22 protein-coding genes are annotated in these 20827 nt (G+C 29.9%); 13 read left to right on the top strand and 9 right to left on the bottom strand.

Going from position 1 to position 20827, the window contains the following annotated elements:
• Position 1 precedes the first annotated feature (1 nt).
• Genes IPK18_02120 through fumC form a run of 5 tightly spaced genes read left to right on the top strand, consistent with a single transcriptional unit; the run spans position 2 to position 5692 of the window.
• On the top strand, positions 2 to 1468 hold the full coding sequence (locus tag IPK18_02120) for an NADH-quinone oxidoreductase subunit M (GenBank protein QQR98353.1): 1467 nt from the start codon (positions 2 to 4) through the stop codon (positions 1466 to 1468).
• 6 nt (positions 1469 to 1474) lie between these two features.
• Positions 1475 to 2851, top strand: coding sequence for an NADH-quinone oxidoreductase subunit N (locus IPK18_02115; protein QQR98352.1), 1377 nt, complete (start codon positions 1475 to 1477; stop codon positions 2849 to 2851).
• Between the two features lies 1 nt (position 2852).
• Positions 2853 to 3632, top strand: coding sequence for an enoyl-CoA hydratase/isomerase family protein (locus IPK18_02110; protein QQR98351.1), 780 nt, complete (start codon positions 2853 to 2855; stop codon positions 3630 to 3632).
• Position 3633: 1 nt separating this feature from the next.
• Positions 3634 to 4248, top strand: a complete 615-nt coding sequence (locus IPK18_02105) for a hypothetical protein (protein QQR98350.1) — start codon at positions 3634 to 3636, stop codon at positions 4246 to 4248.
• A gap of 43 nt (positions 4249 to 4291) precedes the next feature.
• The gene (gene fumC, locus IPK18_02100; GenBank protein ID QQR98349.1) at positions 4292 to 5692 is read left to right on the top strand and encodes a class II fumarate hydratase; all 1401 of its coding nucleotides are present in this window, start codon (positions 4292 to 4294) and stop codon (positions 5690 to 5692) included.
• Positions 5693 to 5744: 52 nt separating this feature from the next.
• On the opposite strand, the gene IPK18_02095 is transcribed toward fumC, so the two are convergent.
• Complete coding sequence (locus IPK18_02095; GenBank protein QQR98348.1) at positions 5745 to 6440, bottom strand: hypothetical protein; 696 nt, start codon at positions 6438 to 6440, stop codon at positions 5745 to 5747.
• Positions 6441 to 6480: 40 nt separating this feature from the next.
• Positions 6481 to 7155, bottom strand: coding sequence for a hypothetical protein (locus tag IPK18_02090; protein QQR98347.1), 675 nt, complete (start codon positions 7153 to 7155; stop codon positions 6481 to 6483).
• Between the two features lie 549 nt (positions 7156 to 7704).
• On the opposite strand from IPK18_02090, the gene IPK18_02085 reads away from it, so the two are divergent.
• Positions 7705 to 7932: a hypothetical protein gene (locus IPK18_02085; protein QQR98346.1), complete on the top strand. Its 228-nt coding sequence runs from the start codon at positions 7705 to 7707 to the stop codon at positions 7930 to 7932.
• Positions 7926 to 8231: a type II toxin-antitoxin system RelE/ParE family toxin gene (locus IPK18_02080; GenBank protein ID QQR98345.1), complete on the top strand. Its 306-nt coding sequence runs from the start codon at positions 7926 to 7928 to the stop codon at positions 8229 to 8231. The genes IPK18_02085 and IPK18_02080 overlap by 7 nt, the downstream gene beginning before the upstream one ends.
• 146 nt (positions 8232 to 8377) lie before the next feature.
• Here IPK18_02080 and IPK18_02075 read toward each other — a convergent pair whose 3' ends face one another.
• The 6 genes from IPK18_02075 to IPK18_02050 all read right to left on the bottom strand — a co-directional run bounded on the left by IPK18_02075 (position 8378) and on the right by IPK18_02050 (position 14816).
• On the bottom strand, positions 8378 to 9913 hold the full coding sequence (locus tag IPK18_02075; protein QQR98344.1) for a YifB family Mg chelatase-like AAA ATPase: 1536 nt from the start codon (positions 9911 to 9913) through the stop codon (positions 8378 to 8380).
• A gap of 87 nt (positions 9914 to 10000) precedes the next feature.
• Entirely contained in the window at positions 10001 to 10333 is a 333-nt protein-coding gene (locus tag IPK18_02070) for a HopJ type III effector protein (protein QQR98343.1), read from the bottom strand.
• A gap of 12 nt (positions 10334 to 10345) precedes the next feature.
• The gene (locus IPK18_02065; GenBank protein QQR98342.1) at positions 10346 to 11407 is read right to left on the bottom strand and encodes a branched-chain amino acid aminotransferase; all 1062 of its coding nucleotides are present in this window, start codon (positions 11405 to 11407) and stop codon (positions 10346 to 10348) included.
• Between the two features lie 91 nt (positions 11408 to 11498).
• Entirely contained in the window at positions 11499 to 12827 is a 1329-nt protein-coding gene (gene nhaA / locus IPK18_02060) for a Na+/H+ antiporter NhaA (protein QQR98341.1), read from the bottom strand.
• A gap of 98 nt (positions 12828 to 12925) precedes the next feature.
• Positions 12926 to 14335 (bottom strand): Glu/Leu/Phe/Val dehydrogenase, encoded by a 1410-nt coding sequence (locus tag IPK18_02055; protein ID QQR98340.1) that lies wholly within the window; start codon positions 14333 to 14335, stop codon positions 12926 to 12928.
• A gap of 136 nt (positions 14336 to 14471) precedes the next feature.
• Entirely contained in the window at positions 14472 to 14816 is a 345-nt protein-coding gene (locus tag IPK18_02050) for a DUF962 domain-containing protein (GenBank protein QQR98339.1), read from the bottom strand.
• Between the two features lie 87 nt (positions 14817 to 14903).
• Between IPK18_02050 and IPK18_02045 the strand changes: the two genes are divergently transcribed.
• The 6 genes from IPK18_02045 to IPK18_02020 all read left to right on the top strand — a co-directional run bounded on the left by IPK18_02045 (position 14904) and on the right by IPK18_02020 (position 20127).
• Entirely contained in the window at positions 14904 to 15341 is a 438-nt protein-coding gene (locus IPK18_02045) for an EamA family transporter (GenBank protein QQR98338.1), read from the top strand.
• Positions 15311 to 15751, top strand: a complete 441-nt coding sequence (locus IPK18_02040) for a DMT family transporter (protein ID QQR98337.1) — start codon at positions 15311 to 15313, stop codon at positions 15749 to 15751. The genes IPK18_02045 and IPK18_02040 overlap by 31 nt, the downstream gene beginning before the upstream one ends.
• Positions 15752 to 15892: 141 nt before the next feature.
• Positions 15893 to 19015, top strand: a complete 3123-nt coding sequence (locus IPK18_02035; protein QQR98336.1) for a gliding motility-associated C-terminal domain-containing protein — start codon at positions 15893 to 15895, stop codon at positions 19013 to 19015.
• Positions 19016 to 19096: 81 nt separating this feature from the next.
• Positions 19097 to 19603: a hypothetical protein gene (locus tag IPK18_02030; GenBank protein QQR98335.1), complete on the top strand. Its 507-nt coding sequence runs from the start codon at positions 19097 to 19099 to the stop codon at positions 19601 to 19603.
• Between the two features lie 15 nt (positions 19604 to 19618).
• Positions 19619 to 19906 (top strand): hypothetical protein, encoded by a 288-nt coding sequence (locus tag IPK18_02025; protein QQR98334.1) that lies wholly within the window; start codon positions 19619 to 19621, stop codon positions 19904 to 19906.
• A gap of 38 nt (positions 19907 to 19944) precedes the next feature.
• Positions 19945 to 20127 (top strand): hypothetical protein, encoded by a 183-nt coding sequence (locus IPK18_02020; GenBank protein ID QQR98333.1) that lies wholly within the window; start codon positions 19945 to 19947, stop codon positions 20125 to 20127.
• Positions 20128 to 20147: 20 nt separating this feature from the next.
• On the opposite strand, the gene IPK18_02015 is transcribed toward IPK18_02020, so the two are convergent.
• On the bottom strand, positions 20148 to 20810 hold the full coding sequence (locus IPK18_02015) for a deoxynucleoside kinase (GenBank protein QQR98332.1): 663 nt from the start codon (positions 20808 to 20810) through the stop codon (positions 20148 to 20150).
• Positions 20811 to 20827: the final 17 nt, after the last annotated feature.

The raw sequence follows: 20827 nt of genomic DNA, 5'->3' as shown, positions 1-20827 counted from the left end.
AATGCTAACAATCTTACTATTAATATTGCCTTTAGTTTTTTCTTCATTAATAATGATTGCAGGAAAAAATATGAGTAAATGGTTGGCACTTGCAAGTTCATTAGTTGTATTATTCATAAATGTTTACGTTTTTTACACTTTCAAACTTGATGCTACTTCTAGCTTGCTGAAATGGCATACAGAATGGTTGCCAAATATTGGCGCAAATTTCTTTTTACAATTTAATGGAATCAATATTCTATTAGTTACACTAACAAATTTGTTATTTCCATTTATTTTCTTCTCCGTTGATGAACAAAAAACATTCTATGCAGATAAGAAATTCTACGTATTAGCATTGTGCATGCAGGCAGCATTAATAGGCGTTTTCTTAGCACAAAATCTATTTGTATTTTATGTATTTTGGGAGTTAACTTTAATTCCAATTTATTTTATTGCATTGCTATTTGGCGCAGAAGGAAGACAAAAAATTACATTCAAATTCTTTATTTATACGTTGTTTGGTAGTTTACTAATGTTGTTAGCAATTATCTATATTGCTACAAATGGTAAAATCAATAACTTAAATATTAATAATGTATATCTAGTTGCTTCACAATTTAACTTACAGCAACAAATAATCATATTCTTAGCATTTTATATAGCATTTGCAATTAAAATTCCAATATTTCCATTTCACACTTGGCAACCAGATACATATGTGAATGCACCAACACAAGGAACTATGATGCTCTCTGGTATCATGTTGAAAATGGGAACATTTGCATTATTATATTGGTTGATTCCAATAGCACCATTTGCATGGAAATATCTATCATTCTATCTTGTTTTAATAGCTGTTATTAGTACAATTTATGGTGCATGTTTAGCATTAGTACAAAAAAAATATAAACGATTATTAGCTTATGCATCTATGTCGCATGTTGGTTTAATTGCTGCAGGTATATTTACATACAATCTACAAGGTTTACAAGGTGCAATGGTACAAATGTTGGCACACGGAATTAATGTCGTTGCAATTTTTTATACTTATGATATTATACAAAAAAGAACAAATACGGATGATTTTAAATTGCTAAAAGGAATACGTTCACAAAATAATTTATTTGCAGTATTGTTTTTAATAGTTTTATTGGCAAATGTTGCAATGCCACTAACCAATGCATTTGTTGGAGAATTTTTATTGTTAGATAGTATATTCCAATACAATTATGTGTTGTCTGGTGTTGCTGGACTTTCAGTAATTTTTGGAGTCACATACATGCTAAGAGCATATCATAAAATGATGCATGGTGTTGCTAATGAAACAACAACTAATTTTAAACCATTAAATTTTTCTGAGAAATTTATACTAAGTACTATGTCATTACTAATTATTGTTTTTGGCATTTTTCCTAATTTAATCCTTAATGTTTCAGAACAAGAACTAATTAAATTAATAGAACATGTGCAAAGTGTTTTAAAATAAAATACAGTGAAAGAGTTATTAATACTATCAGGATTAGGCGTAGCATCATTAATATTAGAAATTATTAATCTAAGAAAATTAATTTTGCCAATCATTATGCTCGGACTAATAGCATGTATTGTTGTTTGTTTGTTTGATTTTAATAATCCTGAGAATGTTTATGATATGCTTTTTGTAGACAATTCAGCACTCATCATTACAATAATTCTGTGCTTTACAACACTCTGCTGGTTTGCTATGAATTTAGAAGAATTTAAGCAGAATGAAAAAATAATACCTGATTTTACTACACTAATTATGTTTTCTTTAGCAGGAGCATATATCTTGAGTACATATATTAATTTTACAATGATGTTTCTAGGTGTAGAAATACTTTCTATTCCAATGTATATTCTTGCTGGTTCTAATCGTAAAAATATTTATTCAAACGAGGCAGCATACAAATATCTAATTATGGGTGCATTCGCTAGTAGTTTTCTATTGCTAGGTATTGCATTTATATATGGTTCTACAGCTACATTCGATATCAGACAAATTGTAATGAGTACTATGAGTCCAAAATTGAATGTACAGTTATATATGATTGGTGTATTGCTAATATTATTTGCATTAGCATTTAAAGTAGCAGTAATACCATTCCATTTTTGGGCACCAGATGTATATTCAGGTACACCAACACAAATTACAGCTTATATGTCTACGGTTGTAAAAGTTGCAGCTATTGCAGCATTCTTTAGACTATTTGTAATGGCATTTGGCATGATAAGTCCAGTATTCAAAGATATCGTATTACTTTTAGGAGTTCTTTCAGTTGTTTTTGGCAATCTATTAGCAGTTGGACAATCTAATGTAAAAAGAATGCTTGCATATTCAGGTATTAGCCACGCAGGATTTATGTTTTTAGCAATAAGTGTCGTAAATAAACAAACTACAAATGCTACATTATATTACATGGCATCATATGCACTTTCAGGTATTGCATTATTTTGGGTTGTAATAGAAATGAATAAATTAAAATTAGCAACTATTTCAGATTATAAAGGATTAATACAAAGAAATGGGTTGCTTACATTTACACTTGTTCTAAGTATGCTTTCAATGGCAGGAATTCCACCACTTGCAGGCTTTATTGCAAAATATAATGTATTGATACAAATATTCTCAGTAAAGAATATTTCAATAGCTTTATTAGCCATTTTTGGTTCATTAGTTGCAGTATATTATTACTTCAAACTAATTATTTCTAGTGTTCAGAATAGCGATACAGAAACAAACCCAGAAAAAATACAACTAAGCATTTTATCTAAAATATTTCTAATTCTACTTAATCTAAGTATAATATTATTAGGAGTATTTTCAAATATAATTATAAAATATACATAATATGGCATACGAAAATATATTGTTTGAGATTGACAATAGAATTCTAACAATAACACTAAATAGACCTGAAAAATTAAACGCATTAAGCCAAGGTTTAATGACAGATTTGAAAAGTGCTATTGAACAAGCTAAGCAAGAAGATATATGTGGCATAATTCTAGTTGGGGCAGGAGAGAAGGCATTTGTTGCTGGTGCAGATATTGCAGAATTTCAAGGATTAGATGAACAACAAGCTAAAGCATTAGCAAGAAGAGGACAAGATATATTTTTTGAAATAGAAAATATGAATGTGCCAGTAATTGCTGTTGTAAATGGCTTTGCATTGGGTGGAGGTTGCGAACTAAGTATGTCATGTCATATTAGAGTTGCTACACCAAATGCTAAGTTTGGACAACCAGAAGTAAATTTAGGTATTATTGCAGGATATGGTGGAACACAAAGATTAACCAATTATATAGGCAAAGCACGTTCAATTGAATTGCACCTTACAGCAGATATGATAGATGCCAATACAGCATTAAATTGGGGCTTGGTAAACTATGTAGAACAAGATAAAAATGCTGCGATAGAAAAAGCAAAATCTATTATACAAAAATCATCAACAAAAGGACCAGTAGCAATTGCAAAAGCAATACAATGCATCAATGCATATTACGATAAAACACAAAATGGCTACGATGCAGAAGTAAATGCATTTGGAGCAATTTTTAATACTGAAGACGTAAAAGAAGGCGTACAAGCATTCTTAGAAAAACGCAAACCAGAATTTAAAGGAAAATAAAATGAATAAATTATTTATAATTCTTTTAATAATTGGATTTTTTATTAACTGTAAATCTAATCAGTCGGGAAATATAAATAATGAAGCTCAAATAAAAGATGATTCAATTTTATCAAATAATATTGATGAAAATATTGATTTGGTAAGTCAATTTAATCAATTAAGATTAGCTATAATTTCACAGAATCCTAAACAAATTATAGTATTTTTTGATTTTCCTTTAACTGATGATCAAGCCAAAGGAATAGAAGATGTATTGAATTTTACTAGTTCAAATAAAATTGATGGTAATATTATATTAGAAAATGATTTTGAAAAAAATATCAAAAATATATTTGATAAAAATGTAATTAATGCATTAACTGAAATTTCATTGGATGAGTTGAAACAAAACAAAATGGCTGTTTCAAAAGTATTTCATGTTGCCAAAGAAAATACTGATTATTCAGTTTATGTTTCAATAGATGATGCAAAAAAGACTATTCAGTTATCAGTAAATGCTACATATCCACCAACAGATGATAATGAAGAAGCATTTGAAAGTGCTGCCATTTATAGTTTTAAATTCAATAAAAATAAGCAACTAAAATTTGATCAAGTTTTATATGCTGGATAAAAATATATATAATATTTATTTCTCAATACTTAATACTTAAACAATGAAATACAGAATTGAAAAAGACACAATGGGAAAAGTAAACGTGCCAATTGATGCATATTATGGTGCGCAAACGCAACGTTCTATCGAGAATTTCCAAATTGCTCAAGACATTAATAAAATGCCGAAAGAAATTATTCAGGCATTTGCTTATTTGAAAAAGGCAGCAGCTATTACCAACTATAAAGCAAAAGTGTTAGATAAACAAAAATGTGAAACGATAGGTAAGGTATGCGATGAAATTCTAGAAGGCAAGCTAAACGACCAATTTCCATTGGTAGTTTGGCAAACTGGTTCTGGTACACAATCTAACACGAATGTGAATGAAGTAATAGCTTATCGTGGTCATGTTTTATTAGGTGGACAATTAACAGACGAAAAGAAATTAATCAATCCAAATGATGATGTAAATAAATCTCAATCATCTAATGATACTTTTCCAACGGCAATGCATATTGCTGCCTATAAAATTTTAATAGAACAAACTATTCCTGGAATTAAAAAACTAAGAGCAACATTAGCAAAAAAATCTAAAGAGTTTGCTAAAGTTGTAAAAATTGGTCGTACGCATTTTATGGATGCAACGCCATTAACATTAGGACAAGAGTTTTCTGGTTATGTATCACAATTAGACCATGGAATTAAAGCTATTGAAAATACATTAGAGCATTTATCTGAGTTAGCATTAGGTGGAACAGCAGTTGGTACTGGAATAAATACGCCAAAAGGATATGCAAAAAATGTAGCGAAAGAAATTGCAACACTTACTGGTTTGCCATTTATTACTGCACACAATAAATTCGAATCATTAGCTGCACACGATGCAATTGTTGAAGCACATGGTGCATTAAAAACTGTTGCTGTATCTATGATGAAAATTGGCAACGACATTAGAATGTTATCATCTGGAACACGTTGTGGTATCGGCGAAATTCATATTCCTGACAATGAGCCAGGTTCTTCTATTATGCCAGGAAAAGTAAATCCTACGCAATGCGAAGCTATGACTATGGTTGCAGCGCAAGTATTAGGTAACGATGTTGCGATAAATATTGGTGGTGCAACAGGTCATTTTGAATTAAATGTTTTTAAACCAATGATGATTTATAATTTCTTACATAGTGCAAGATTAATTGGTGATGTTTGTGTTTCATTTAATGATAAATGTGCAGTAGGTATTGAACCATTACATGCTAATATCAAGAAAAATTTAGATAATAGCTTGATGTTAGTAACAGCATTAAACACAAAAATTGGCTATTATAAATCAGCAGAGATTGCACAAAAAGCACATAAAGAAAATACTACATTAAAAGAAATGGCAGTAAAATTAGGCTATGTTACAGCAAAACAATTTGACGAATGGGTAAAACCAGAAGATATGATTGGTGGCTTAAAATAAAACTACAATATTGTATTGAAATAGGAATCCTATACAAAATGTATAGGATTCTTTATTTTATATCTAATATTTCAAAATATGTTTCATCTGTACATTCTTTTAGTTGGTACAGTTTATTGATGTTGAAAGTCTTTCTAGTAGTTACTGGTTTGCTTTCTTCAAACATATTTAATCCTGTTGTGTTTTCCATTTTCTTTGTAGAATAGTTGATACTAGTACTCGATTCTTCGCCAGAAGCTCTATGAAATTCTGAATGGTCGAAACCTATTAATTCAAAAGTATTGTGTTGAAATCTAAATTTATACGTTGCATCATTTACATACCAAGAACCACAACTTAGCCAATAATTAAAATGTATAATTAATATATTTTTTGAAATAGATACATCGCCATTCCACATCAAAGGATCTGCCAAACATGGACTTTCTTCACTATTTTGACTTAGAATAAATCCATTTAGATTTTTTTCGATTAAAGTATAATTGTTTTTATTATCCTTAAAGAAAACTAAAATTCCTCTTGCATTAATATTTAATGTATCTTCTCCAAATCCATCATTCAGAATATAATTATCTGGATTGGTATCTTCGATAATTAAAACTAAATCTGCTATGGCATCTTTGTTTAAGTCACCTTCAATAGTAGAAATAATTTTCCAGTTTTTTGGTATTTGATTTTTATATGAGCTTTGCCCAAATGAAGCAGTATATACTAAAAATAATAATGCTATTGCTTGTATCTTCTTCAAGTAATTCTATTTGAATGAACTTATTTAATTATAGAAAAAGTTATTCTTTAGTTTTTAATTTCTGAAATATATTTTTCTTCTTTTTGCTATTGTCATCATCACTGTTATTGTCATCGTCTAATTTTACAGCGGGAATCATATCTGGTTTTCCTTTAATAGTTTTAACCAAAACACCATTTTGATATTCTTCTATTTTTTCTACATTTCCATTAGGTAAAAAATATTTCCATTCGCCAACTTTTCTATTGCAAAATTGCTCGTTTTTATAATTCTCCCAATTACCAGAAGTATTACTCATAAAATTACCTTCAACTTTTTTACTTCCATCTTTATAAAAAGATTTATACTCACCACACAAACAATTTTCATATTGATATGCTTTATACATCAAGTTATCATCAGCATCGTAAGTGTGTAACAAACATGGTTGACATGCATCTACAGTGTTCCAATATTTTCTATATTCTAAATATTTCTGTTTGGTAATTTCTTTTCCATTTACAGTATATTTAATGCCAAAAGGTGTGCTAGTTTCATACAAATCAACATTATAAGTTCTTAGTGTATCTAGCTTCTTTTGCTCAACATTATTCTGTTGATTATATGTATAATCTTTTTTTTGTTTTTGTAAATCAATAGTTTCAATTTCAATATCTTCTTGTGCAAACATAAAAAATGAAAAGGAAATCAAACACAACGTAAAAATGTATTTCATGATAAATTATTTTGTATAAATGTACATTAAACAAAATACATACCAAGATTTAGACATTAACACCTTGTGGAGAATGTATATGAGACCAATTAATTATTTATTTTTTTCTTTTTGTTATTCTTGCCTTAAACAAGATTTATGAACTGTTTGCTTGATTTTGACAGAATGCTACGCTATTTTATATGCCACTTGTGGTATTTATGGTAAGTAATTCTTTATTGTTGTATAATGGCTGTTTTATCTTAAAAACCGTAGATTTTTAGGTTAAAAGATCAAAGATTTAGGTTAGTAACTTAAACTTTTAGGTATTGAGACGTAAAAATTTAGGTCTCGAAATCAAAAATTTAATGTAAATACTGGTGTTTTAGCTTTTATATGATACACAGCAAGCTTTACAGTGTTTATGCTAAAAGTGTTTGGTTTTTTGTATAAAAATAAATATTAAATTAGATGAATGAGAATTAGAGAAATTTGTTGCTTACAGGATAAATAAAAATTAACAACCATTAAGCAATAAAAACATTAAATTTGGATATAAAATACAACAACATGGCACAAATAATAGATAAACAAATAATAGATTATTTACCATTATTAGGCAAAGAAGAAAAGAAAACTTTATTAAGTGTAATAAAATCTTTTATACATTTAAAATCAGAACCAATACGAATTAGTATTGAACAATACAACAAAGAAATAGAAGCATCGGAAAAAGAATACGAAGAAGGAAATTATGTAACACATGCGGAATTTAAAGAAGAAATAAGGCAATGGTAGAACAGCAATACGAGGTACTTTGGAATGCTACTGCAAGAAAAGAAGTAAAGAAAATATACAAATACATAGAAAAGGAATCAGCACAAAACGCAAAGAAAGTAATAAATGAAATAATAGAAGCAACAGAAAAATTAGATATAAATCCAGAAAGGTTTGGACTAGATAAATATAAGAATGATAATAATGGAAGCTATAGATATTTTGAATTATATAGATATAGAATAGTATTTAGAATTTACAAATCTAAAATCCGAATTTTACGAGTAAGAAGTACAGACCAAGAACCATTAGAATATTAGACTAATAAAGACTGAAAAAGAATAATAAAATCAAGGCTTATGAAAGTTAGTTTTTTTGTTTAAAAATATAAAAGAATAAAAACTCGCACATTGGCAGGTGTTATAGCGTAGCGTCACCTGCTCTGTCAAAATAAAAAAATAATATTTTATGCTGCCCAGTTTTCTCTATCTAAACTTCTGAAATGTATCGCTTCGGCAATGTGCTCTACTTCTATATTTTCTGATTTTGCTAAGTCTGCAATGGTACGTGCTACTCTCAAAATTCGCTCATATGCTCTTGCTGATAAACCCAATTTATTCATAGCTAAATTTAATATCTGTTGTGCATGTTGGTTTATTGCACACAAGGTTCTAGTTTGCTTAGTGCTCATCTGTGCATTGCAATGCACATTGGTTCCAGCATATCTATTTGCTTGTATTATTCTTGCTTCAATTACACGTTTTCTAATTTCCTGACTATTTTCGCCTTTTTTGATAGATGTGAGTTCATTAATATTTACAGGTGTTACTTCTACATGCAAATCAATTCTATCTAAAAGTGGACCAGATATTTTATTCAAATATTTGTGAACCACACCTGGCGCACAACTGCATTCTTTTTCAGGATGATTGTAATAACCACACGGACATGGATTCATACTTGCTACAAGCATAAAGTTTGCTGGATAATCTATGCTGAATTTTGCTCTTGAAATATTTACTTTTCGTTCTTCCATAGGTTGTCGCATTACTTCCAAAACTGTGCGTTTAAATTCTGGTAATTCATCTAAAAATAAAACACCATTATGTGCTAATGAAATTTCTCCAGGTTGAGGATTTACACCACCTCCAACAAGTGCAACATCAGATACAGTGTGGTGTGGCGAACGAAATGGCCTTTCGTATAATAATGTTGAATTTGCTTTTAATCTGCCAGCAACCGAATGTATTTTTGTTGTTTCTAATGCTTCGTGCAATGAAAGTGGTGGTAGGATAGTAGGCAATCTTTTTGCAAGCATAGTTTTTCCTGCGCCTGGTGGACCAATCAGAATAACATTATGTCCGCCTGCAGCTGCAATTTCTAAAGCACGTTTTATATTTTCTTGTCCTTTTACATCTGAGAAATCAAATTCTATTGAATTAAGATTTGCAAAAAAATCATCCCTTGTTTGAACTACTGTTGGTTCTATTGTAATTTTATTTTCAATAAATTCTACAACTTCACTTAGTGTTTCTACACCATATACTTCTAGGTTGCTAACGATAGCAGCTTCGCGTGCGTTTTGTTTTGGTAGAATAATGCCTTTAAATCCTTCATTTTTTGCTTGAATTGCAATTGGCAGCGCACCTTTTATGGGCTGAACTTTCCCATCAAGAGAAAGTTCGCCCATAATGATGTACTGTGAGAGTTTTTCGTTAGAAATCTGTTCTGAAGCAGCTAGAATACCAATAGCAATTGGCAAATCGTATGCAGAGCCTTCCTTTCTGATATTTGCAGGAGAAAGATTAATAATAATCTTTATTCTTGGCATATTGTATTTGTTGTATCTTAAAGCACTTTCAATTCTTGAAAGGCTTTCTTTTACAGCAGAATCTGGTAAGCCTACTAAATAATAATCTTTTCCCGAACAAACATTTACTTCAACAGTAATAGTGGTAGCATCTACACCGAAAACAGCACTTCCAAAAGTTTTTACTAACATATATAATTGTGTTTTTGCCTAATAAAGACGTAAAAACTTTGATTTTCCATAAATTTTTTTGAAAAAAATAGAAAATAAATTACTTTTTTATCTTTTGGATAGTGCAACACCATCAAAAGAAATGCCATTCCAGCCAAATTGTATGAAATTTCTAATGTTTTGGTGGTCTTCTTTTTCAGGATGTTCTAATACATCTTTTCTATAATAATCTCCAAATAGTTGTAATGTTTGTTCATTGCTTAGATTATGTATTTTTGCAAAATAGAAAATCTTGCATGAACCATTGTTCTGATTGATTTCATTTATATTTTTTCCATTAATGAATTTTGTTGGCGTAAAATCATAATGTTGGTCAATAAAACTAATGACTTCATCAAATTGTATGGTATCGATTGATGTTTGTATTTTATCAAGCAGCATAATGGTTGGATTTTAGACTTCTTTTACCCAATTAAATTTATCAGCACTTATTCCTTTTTGGATATCTACTAATTGTTGTTTTAGTTTTTTAGAAATTACAAATGTATTTCCATCTAAAAGATAATCTTTGCCTTGATATCCTATTCTATTAACTTCGTTTACAACCACTGCTGTGCCTGTACCAAAAATTTCTTTTAAGGTACCATCATTATGTGCATCAATTATTTCTTGAATATCTACTAATTTTTCTTCTACTTCATAGCCATTTTCTTTAGCAAGTGTAATAATACTATCTCGAGTTACGCCAGAAAGTATAGAACCATCAAGCATTGGTGTAATTATCTTATTGCCAATTACAAAGAATATATTCATAGTTCCTACTTCTTGAACATATTTTTTATGCTCACCATCTAACCATAATACATCTTTATAACCTTCTTTTCTTGCCAATTCTACTGGATATAATGAACCTGCGTAGTTGCCTGCTGCTTTTGCATCACCATATCCACCTTTTGCTGCTCTTATGTATTTTTCATGTACATATACAGAGATTGCTTCGCCATAATATGCACCAACTGGTCCAGTTAAAATAATAAACAAATATCTATCTGATGTTTTTACACCAATAAAAGGTTCTGTTCCAATTAAGAATGGTCTTATGTATAATGCAGAGTTTGGTACGTTTGGTACAAATGCTTTGTCTAAATTAATTAATTGTTCTAATGCTTCTAAAAATAGTTCTTTCGGCACTTCTGGCATAGACATACGACTTGCAGAATAGTTTAGTCTTTCTACATTTTTTTCTGGTCTAAATAATACAATGCCTGAGTTATCAGCTTTGTAAAATGCTTTCATGCCTTCAAAAATTGCTTGTCCATAATGAAAGACATTGCACGCAGGACTGATTTCTATATTTCCATAAGGTTTTATGGTTGCAGTTTGCCATTTGCCATCATAATATTCGGCAATAAACATATGGTCTGAGAAAGTTCTTCCAAATTTGATATCATTAAAATCTATATCTTTTATTTTACTTTCTGTGTTTTTAATTATATTGATATTGAGTTTTGACATACAGTTATTTTTTAATGCAAATTAGTTAAATTCGATTTGATATTTGTGAGAATAATTTATAATTATCTGTTTTTTAATATAAAATAATATTCTATGCTGTTTTTTTAGAACTAAATCTAAGAATAGTATAGCCTATAATTCCAGCAATTGTTGATGCTGTTAAGATGCCTATTTTTGATTCTACTTGATAGTGCATTTCTTTGAATGCTAAAGTAGTTACAAATAATGACATTGTAAAGCCAATACCTGCTAAGAATGAAACGCCAAGCATTTGTGTATATGTTGCATTGGTTGGAACAGAAACTATCTTTAATTTTGTAAGAATAAATATTGTACCAAATACGCCAACACATTTTCCAATTAATAATCCTAAAAATACGCCAATGGTAACTGGAGAATGTAATGTAGCACTTAACTCACCAGAAAATGTAACGCCAGCATTTGCTAATGCAAAAATTGGCATAATTACAAACGCAACAGTTGGGTGCAATAGATGCTCAATTCTTTGTAATGGTGTAATTGCAGCATTTGTATATTTTTCAATTTCCATTAATACTTTTTGTTGGTCATCTGTTATAGTTGTTACGGTACTTGGTGTGCAATTGTCAAAATCATTAATAAGTTCTTTCATCTTATTGATGTATTCTTTTTCTTTTATTTTTACATCAACTGGAATAACGAAGGCAACCAAAACAGCAGCTATTGTTGAATGTACACCCGATGTGAGAAATGCTAACCAAACACCACCAATGCCTAGAATACCATAAAATAATGTGTTTCTGATGCCTATTCTATTGCCCAAGTACATTATACCAAGAAAAATTCCACCTACTAATAAGTTTATTAAAGAGATATCTGACGTATAGAAAAATGCGATAACTAATACTGCACCTAAATCATCAATAATGGCTAATGCTGTAAGAAATACTTTAATAGAATTTGGAACTTTATCACCCAAAAGATATAAAACACCTAATGCAAATGCAATATCTGTTGCCATTGGAATTCCCCAACCATTTGCACTTTCTGTGGTAGAATGTGAATTGATAAAATAATATATTGCACCTGGAACAATCATTCCGCCAATTGCTGCAAATATTGGAAGCATAGCTTGTTTTGGTTTTGACAATTCACCTGCAATCATTTCACGTTTTAGTTCTAAGCCAACCACAAAAAAGAAGATTGACATCAAGCCATCATTTATCCAATGATGTAGGTTGTAATCTAATTTGAAACTATCATAAGCAATGACGAAATGGTGCTCAAAAATACTGTGAAATGCATGTGCTAATGATGTGTTTGATATGACTATTGCGACTATTGCTGCTAAAAATAATACTAATCCACTTGCAATAGAATTACTCATAAATTTACTTACTGGCTCTACAACCCATTTGTCTATTGGTTTCTGTATCATCATATCTATTTATTTTAGTATAAATATAACTATATGTAGCCATTTTGCTACAGTAGTTACCTTAAGTTTAGTTTAAATGAAAAGATGAGCAATAAAATTAACTATGGAAATACGCCCATCTCCATATATTTTTTTCCTATTTTATCTAGCGCAGAAACGTATGCAGCCATTCTAAGTGTAGGAATCTTTTTATTTGATTGTTTAATTTCTCTTAAAGCATTATATGAACTTATCATGGTGTCTTCTAATCCTGATCTTACTAAGTCCAATTCATTTGCACCATGTAGTTTTTCTCTTTCAGCATGGCTGATCTTCTTTCCTGTATTTTTTTCAATTAAATCTATAATTTGATTGAATGATGCTTGTTGGAATCTGTTATCTAATCTACCAAAATCTAATCTCGATAAGTTTTTTACCCACTCAAAATATGATACAGTAACACCACCAGCATTCAAGTACATATCAGGAATTATCAATACTTTATTTTGATTTAATATTTTTTCAGCATTTGGTGTAATTGGACCATTTGCGCCTTCTGCAATTATCTTTGCTTTTATTTTAGATGCATTTTCTATTGTAATTTGATTTTCTAATGCATCTGGAACTAGAATGTCACATTCTAATTCTAAAATAGCACTATTATTTTTGATGAATTTTGCTTTTGGATAGTTTCTTATGGTTTTGTTAGCTAATTGATATTGTTTTAAATCATTGATGTCTATTCCTTTTGGATTGTATAATGCACCTTCATACTCTGCAATTCCAGTAATGATAGCGCCATTTTCATATAATACTTTTGCAGCATGATAGCCAACATTCCCAAACCCTTGAACTATAATAGTTTTTCCTTCTATGCCTGTACCTAACCCAATTTTTTTCATATCATCAGCGAACGAACATACTTGTTGTAAGCCATAAAAAATTCCTCTTCCTGTTGCTTCTGATCTTCCATGTACGCCACCATGAGAAATTGGCTTTCCAGTTACACAACCTAAAGCATCAATTTGATTTGAATTAAATTGCATATAGGTATCTACAATCCAACTCATTTCTCTTTCACTCGTGCCATAGTCTGGTGCTGGTACATCTAATGCTGGTCCAATAAATCCTTTTTTGATTAATTCAAAGGTATATCTTCGAGTAATTTTTTCTAATTCTTCTTCTGTATAGTTTTTTGGATTAATTTTTATGCCACCTTTGGCGCCACCAAATGGTACATTTACAACGGCACATTTGTAAGTCATGAGTGCAGCAAGTGCCATTACCTCATCTTGGTCTACCATTTCACTATACCTAATTCCACCTTTGGTTGGCAATTGATGCTGACTATGTTGTACTCTATATGCTTCAATTACCTGTATCTTGCCTTTTATTTTGACAGGAAAATGTATTTTATAGATGGCATTACATGCTTTAATTTGTTGAATCAGTCCACTATCAAACTTAGTGAACTTCGCAGCTTCATCTACAAAATATTCAATATTTTGGTAGAATTTGTTACCTATATTCATTTTATTTCTTTTTCTATTTTGGTAAGTTTTCTATCAATGGAAAATAAAAAAGTTATCAATCCAATGAGTATTATGAAAACAACAACAAATACTGTAATTAGTTTTCCATTTGATAATAATAATACGTTCATGAAATTTATTTTTGTTGAGCAATAATTTGTTTCGCTTCTATTAATTTAACATCGATTTGTCCTGTAAGAAAATGATATAGCATAATAAAATCTGACGATAAACTGTAAAGTGGATATTGAAAGGTTGCAGGTTTATTTTTCTCAAACTTAAAATGTCCAAGCCAAGCAAATCCGTAGCCAAGTATTGGTAATAATGCAAATTTCCACCAAGCTGGACTTACAATGGCAAATATTAGCATGCCAATTACTAAACTGGTGCCAATATAATGCAACACTCTACAAGTAGCATCAGAATGCTCAGTAAGGTAATATGGATAAAATTCTTTAAGTGTTTGATATCTTTTTTCCATGATATTTTTTCTGAAAATTAAACTATTTTTGCCAAATTTTTAAAATATTTTTTCCACTTGAACATAAAAACAAAATCTACTTTATATATGCACATTGCTGTTTTGCTTTGGGGCATTACTGCAATCTTAGGTAGATTAATTGAGTTAAGAGAATTTATGTTGGTTTGGTATAGAATGAGTATGGTAGCAATTATTTTATTGTTTGTACCAAAATTATATAGAGATTTAAAACAAGTTCGTAGAAAAAATATAGCTCAAGTAGGATTTATAGGTGTTTTAGTAGCATTGCATTGGGTATTTTTTTATGGTTCAATAAAATTTGCTAATGTATCAGTTGCGCTATGTGCTTTAGCAACTACATCTTTATTTACATCATTCTTAGAGCCAATTATAAGTAAAACTAAATTTAATAAATTAGAAGTTTCTTTAGGTTTGATGATTATACCAGGAATTTTTCTTATTAATAAAGCAATTCCAGCAGGTTATGTACTAGGTTGGATTTTTGGATTAATTGCGGATTATTAGCAGCGCTTTTTACATCATACAACAAAAAATATACACAGCACGTACCAGCATTAGCTACAATTTGGTTGCAACTGACAGTTGGAGCATTGTTTTTATCTATTTTATTGCCTTTGTATATTTATTATTTTCCAGAAAGTTTTGTTTTTCCTACCACAATAGATATCGTCTATTTAATTGTTCTTGTAGTATTGTGTACCATTTTGCCCTATATTTTATATCTAATTGCACTAAAAAATAGTTCAGCATTTGCAACTAATCTTATAAATAATTTAGAACCAGTATATGGAATTATACTTGCAGCAATATTTTTTAACGAAAACAAGGAACTAAGCGTGCCGTTTTATATAGGTAGTAGTATTATCTTTTTGATAATTTTTCTTCATCCAATCTTAAAAAGGTATTTTGCATAGATTTTAAACGTAGATTTTATAAATACTTATAAACATTTTTGTAATTATATGCATAAAACATACAAATAAAATTCAAACTAACATGGTTTTTTTGTAAAAATCTATTGTATCTTTATGCAATAAATATATATATTCTGTTTTATGAGAAAAATTACACTTCCTATTATTTTAATTTTTGGTATTTTATTTCTTTTTGCAAATTCAACAATTACACTTAGCCCAGCTACTCAAACAATTTGCTCTACAGGAAATGATTCTGTTAGTTTTAATGTAAATACGACAGCAATTCCAAATAATTCTCAGATTGTTTTTTATAAAAATTCAGATAGCACATTTAATCCTTATTCTAATCAAGGAGATAGTATAGGCGTTATAAATATTAATAACAGTTCTTCAACAAATTTTTTGGCAAATAGTTGTCCAACTATATTAGGCATTTTTATAGATGCATGTAATGAACCACCATTGAGAGAACAAGACCATGAATATATGATTATTTCATCTGGCAATGGATTTAGAGTATCTAATCTAGGTGTAGATTTACCAAATAGTTCAGGAACAGGAAACGGAGATATAAACTTAGGTTCTTGCTCTTTTGCTACAACATTCAGACAAACGTATTTAGACAGTTTGAGAACAGGGTTTTGTAACCCATCAAATTTAATATTTGCTGGAGCAAATGATTCAATTCCAGGTGGCGCAATTGTTGTTGTTCTAACAGGTAATGGAACATCTTTTCCTTACAACTTTAGTTCATTTTGTCAACTAGGTGTTCCTGTTTATATTATTCAGAATAGTTGTTTTAGATCTAGTGGCGCTTTCGTTAATAATGCAGTTGCAAACTCGTGTAATGCAAATGCAACAGCATCAGAAAAATATAGACTAACAAGAATTGTAAATAGAGGTTGTTCAGATACATTAATATATGATAGATGTGGACTACTTGTATATACGCCAGCTAATGAAAATGATGGTGATGGAAATTATGTAATACGTCAAAAAAATGGTTCAGATACAGCATCAGTTGCCAACGGTGGTATACAAAATAACGCATCAAATAGATGTAATGGTGTTGTAGCAGATTCTTTAATACAAACTTATAAATTTACCTATAAAATTCCAGCATCAGTGTGTAATGATACTACATATATAAAAGCAGTAGTAAAACCAACAACAACAACTGGACAAGTAATTTCAAATAATGTGAACTTCTATTATTCATGTGTTGATGTGAGTACAAACTCTAATTCTAGAATTAACATTTGCTCTGGAGAGCAAACAGATATTTCAATTACAAGTACAGATCCAAATGCAACTTTTACATGGACAACTGCAAATGGAACAAACACAAGTGGAGAAGCAGCAGGAAGTGGAGATTTAATCAATCAAACATTAACGTTATCTGGAAATGCAACTTTAGATAGTGTTACATATGATATTACTGCGACAGACAAAGGATGTACAAAAACTATACAGGTTAAAGTAATCATTACAAAAGCACCTACAAAACCAAACTTAGGATTAGATACTTCAGTGTGTGGTACATTTAGCAAAGTTTTAAGTGCAGGACAAGCTGCAAACTGGACAAGAAATGGTTCAAATGTAGGTACTAATGTACCAACATTCACAGCAACACAAGTAGGTACATACATTGCAACAGTAACTAACACATGTGGTACTGTAAGTGATACACTTGTGATAACATCAAATAACTTACCTACAAAACCAAACCTAGGTAATGATACTTCTGTGTGTGGTACATTTAGCAAAGTATTAAATGCAGGACAAAATGCAACTTGGACATTAAATGGAAATAATGTAGGTACAGATGTATCAACAATTTCAGCAACACAAATTGGTACATACATAGCATCAGTTACCAATACTTGTGGTACTGTAAGTGATACAATAATTATTACACAAAAAATTGTTCCAACTGTAGATTTAAGAGCAGATACAACAATATGTAATGGTGCAACTATAACATTAGATGCAACAAACTCTGGAGCAACATATGAGTGGAATACTGGTGCGGAAACAGCAACAATAAACGTATCAACAGAAGGTACATATAGTGTAGTTGTTACTTTAGATGGTTGCACAGCTACTGATAGTAAGTTTATAGATGTTTTAGATGCGCCATCTGCATTCAATTTAGGGAATGATACAGCTTATTGTGGTGCATTTTCTAGAGTATTAACAATAAGTACTGGCGAAAGTGCAACATGGAGTACAACTGAAACAGGTACAAGTATTACAATAACAGAAGCAGGAACATATTCAGCAACTGTAAGTAACCAATGTGGAGAGCAACAAAGTAGAGTTACAATTTCTCAAAAAACAGTTCCAACTGTAGATTTAAGAGCAGATACAACAATATGTAATGGTGCAAGCATAACATTAGATGCAACATATCCAGATGCAACTTATGAATGGAATACAGAAGCTGAAACAGCAACAATAGATGTGTCAACAGAAGGTACATATAGCGTAGTTGTTACTTTAGATGGTTGTACAGCAACTGATAGCAGATTTATAGATGTATTAGATGCACCATCTGCATTTACACTTGGAGATGATACAACATATTGTGGTGTATTTTCTAGAGTATTAACAACAAGTACTGGCGAAAGCGCAACATGGAGTACAGGTCAAACTGGTACAAGTATTACAGTAACAGAAGCAGGAACATACACAGCAACTGTAAGTAATCAATGTGGTCAAGAACAAAGTAACGTTACAATTACACAAAATCAATTACCAACTGTAAGTTTAGGTAAGGATACTGCTTTATGTACAGAGCCAATCATATTAAGTATTGGCGAAACAGAATATGCATCAGTTGTATGGAGTACACTAGAAACAAGCAATAGCATTACTATAGAAGAAGATGGCGTTTATTTTGTTAAAGTAACTGATGGAAATGGCTGTTCAAACACAGATTCTATTAATGTAGGTATAAATTGCAAAAATGAGATTTGGGTGCCTAATGCATTTACACCAAATGGCGATGGCATGAATGATATTTTCTATGTAAGAGGAAATGCTAAAAATGTAAGAATTGACTTACTTGTTATTTATGATAGATGGGGAAATAAATTATTTGAAACAGGTAATATCGTTCCAGATAATAAAACTTTAGGTTGGGACGGAACTTATAAAGGCAAAAAACAACAAGTGGAAGCATATGGATATTACATAAAAGTAAGTTACTTAAATGGCGAAAAACAAGAAATTAAAGGTAATGTTACTTTAATGGAGTAATATTTTAGAAGAATAGAAAGAATTAAAATACAAAAAATTAGGCTCATATTTTTATATGAGCCTAATGCATAAAAATACAATATGAAAAAATATATAATACTATTCTTCTTACAAATATTTGTTTTGCAAACATATGCTCAATTTAATGATCCACTATTCAATCTTTCTGTAAGTAAAAGTACAAGACTAAAAAAAGAGAAAATTATCGTAGATTCTTTAACTACACTTTGGTACAATACATTGCAAGAAAAAACATTGAATGAATACGTATTGCCAAATGATACTATGCCAGTATTTGATGATGTGGAACAAAAAGCAGAATACGAAGGTGGTATGTATCAATTAATTGATTACTTAGAAAGAAACAAGCCAAGCAAAAATGATTCAGTACAAGTAAGTGGGCTGAATATTGTGAAGTTTATAATTTCAGATAGAGGAGATGTTTTAGCACCACAAATTGTATATAGCGATTGTGATGCTTGTGTACCATTTACCATAAAAATATTTAATGATATGCCACGATGGATTCCTGCAAAACAATATGGAATTCCAGTCTACACATATTATTCAATACCAGTTTTTTATTAATAAAAATAAATATATATGATGAGTAATAAATTTAAAGACTTATATTGGGCAGAAAATAATACAGTAAGCCAAGAAGAATACGCAGTAATAAAACTATCTGAACCCAAAGTTTTAGTTAGATACGAACCATCTGATGATTATTATGAAAATCCAGAGCAATTTCTATTAGATATAAAAGAAATAAAATGGTTAGATGCTACACCAACTGATGATGTGCAAAAAGAAATCTTAAGTCTAATTTCAGAATACATTGTAGAAGAAGAACGCTTACTTAATGAATTCTTAGATGAAGAAGAAGACTAAGTAAATTATTCTTATATTTATTAATTAAATTCTATACTATGAAATTGAAATATATTTTACCATTAATCACATGGATTGTGCCAACAGTAGTTATTTCTGCAATTATGTTCAAATTAGATGCACCACTTACAGATACACAATTTGGTGGTTTTGTAGCTTTGTTGGTTTCTGCTTGTATTACTTATATAGTAGGAATTAGAATTACTATGAAAGACAAATAAAGAACTAATTTTTTTAGTTTCTAATCAAGAGGCAACTCCAAAATATTTTCGTTGTGTAGTTTTACAAAGTTCATGCCTATTTTATATTCTTTATAAAATAAAGATTTCAATTGTTCATAGGCAAATACATTGCTAATCCAATCTACACCATTTATATCTACAATTACAAATTTATTTTCAGGATTTTGTCTAAAGTATTCAAAATACATACGTTCTATTTTATTCAAATATACTTTAGAGATTGTTTGCTCATATTCTCTACCACGCTTTTTTATATTTCTTATTAATGATTCAGTATCGCAATGCAAATAAAAAATAATTTCTGGCTTAGGTAGTTTTTTATATATTAGATTAAAAAAATTATTATAAAGTTTAAATTCTTCTTTAGTTAGATTAACTTTTGCAAACAACAAACATTTTTTTATCATATAATCTGTGATTACAAACTGAGAAAAGATATTTGGCTCAGAAAATATTTTAGTCAATTGCTGATATCTTTCTATTAAAAAAGACATCTCAAGTTGTAATGCATATTTTTCAGGATTATTATAAAACTTACTCAAATATGGATTATCATTGAAAGATTCTAAAATTAATTGACCACCAAACTCTTCAGAAAGCAAACTTGCCAATGTGGTTTTGCCAGCACCAATATTACCTTCTATTGTAATAAATTTATACATCCAGCGTCAAAGATAAG

It is taken from the genome of Sphingobacteriales bacterium (genome assembly GCA_016699615.1).
Classification (GTDB): Bacteria; Bacteroidota; Bacteroidia; order Chitinophagales; family JADIYW01; genus JADJSS01.
The sequence above is the reverse complement of the archived record's forward strand: the minus strand, read 5'-3'. Positions and strand labels throughout refer to the sequence as shown.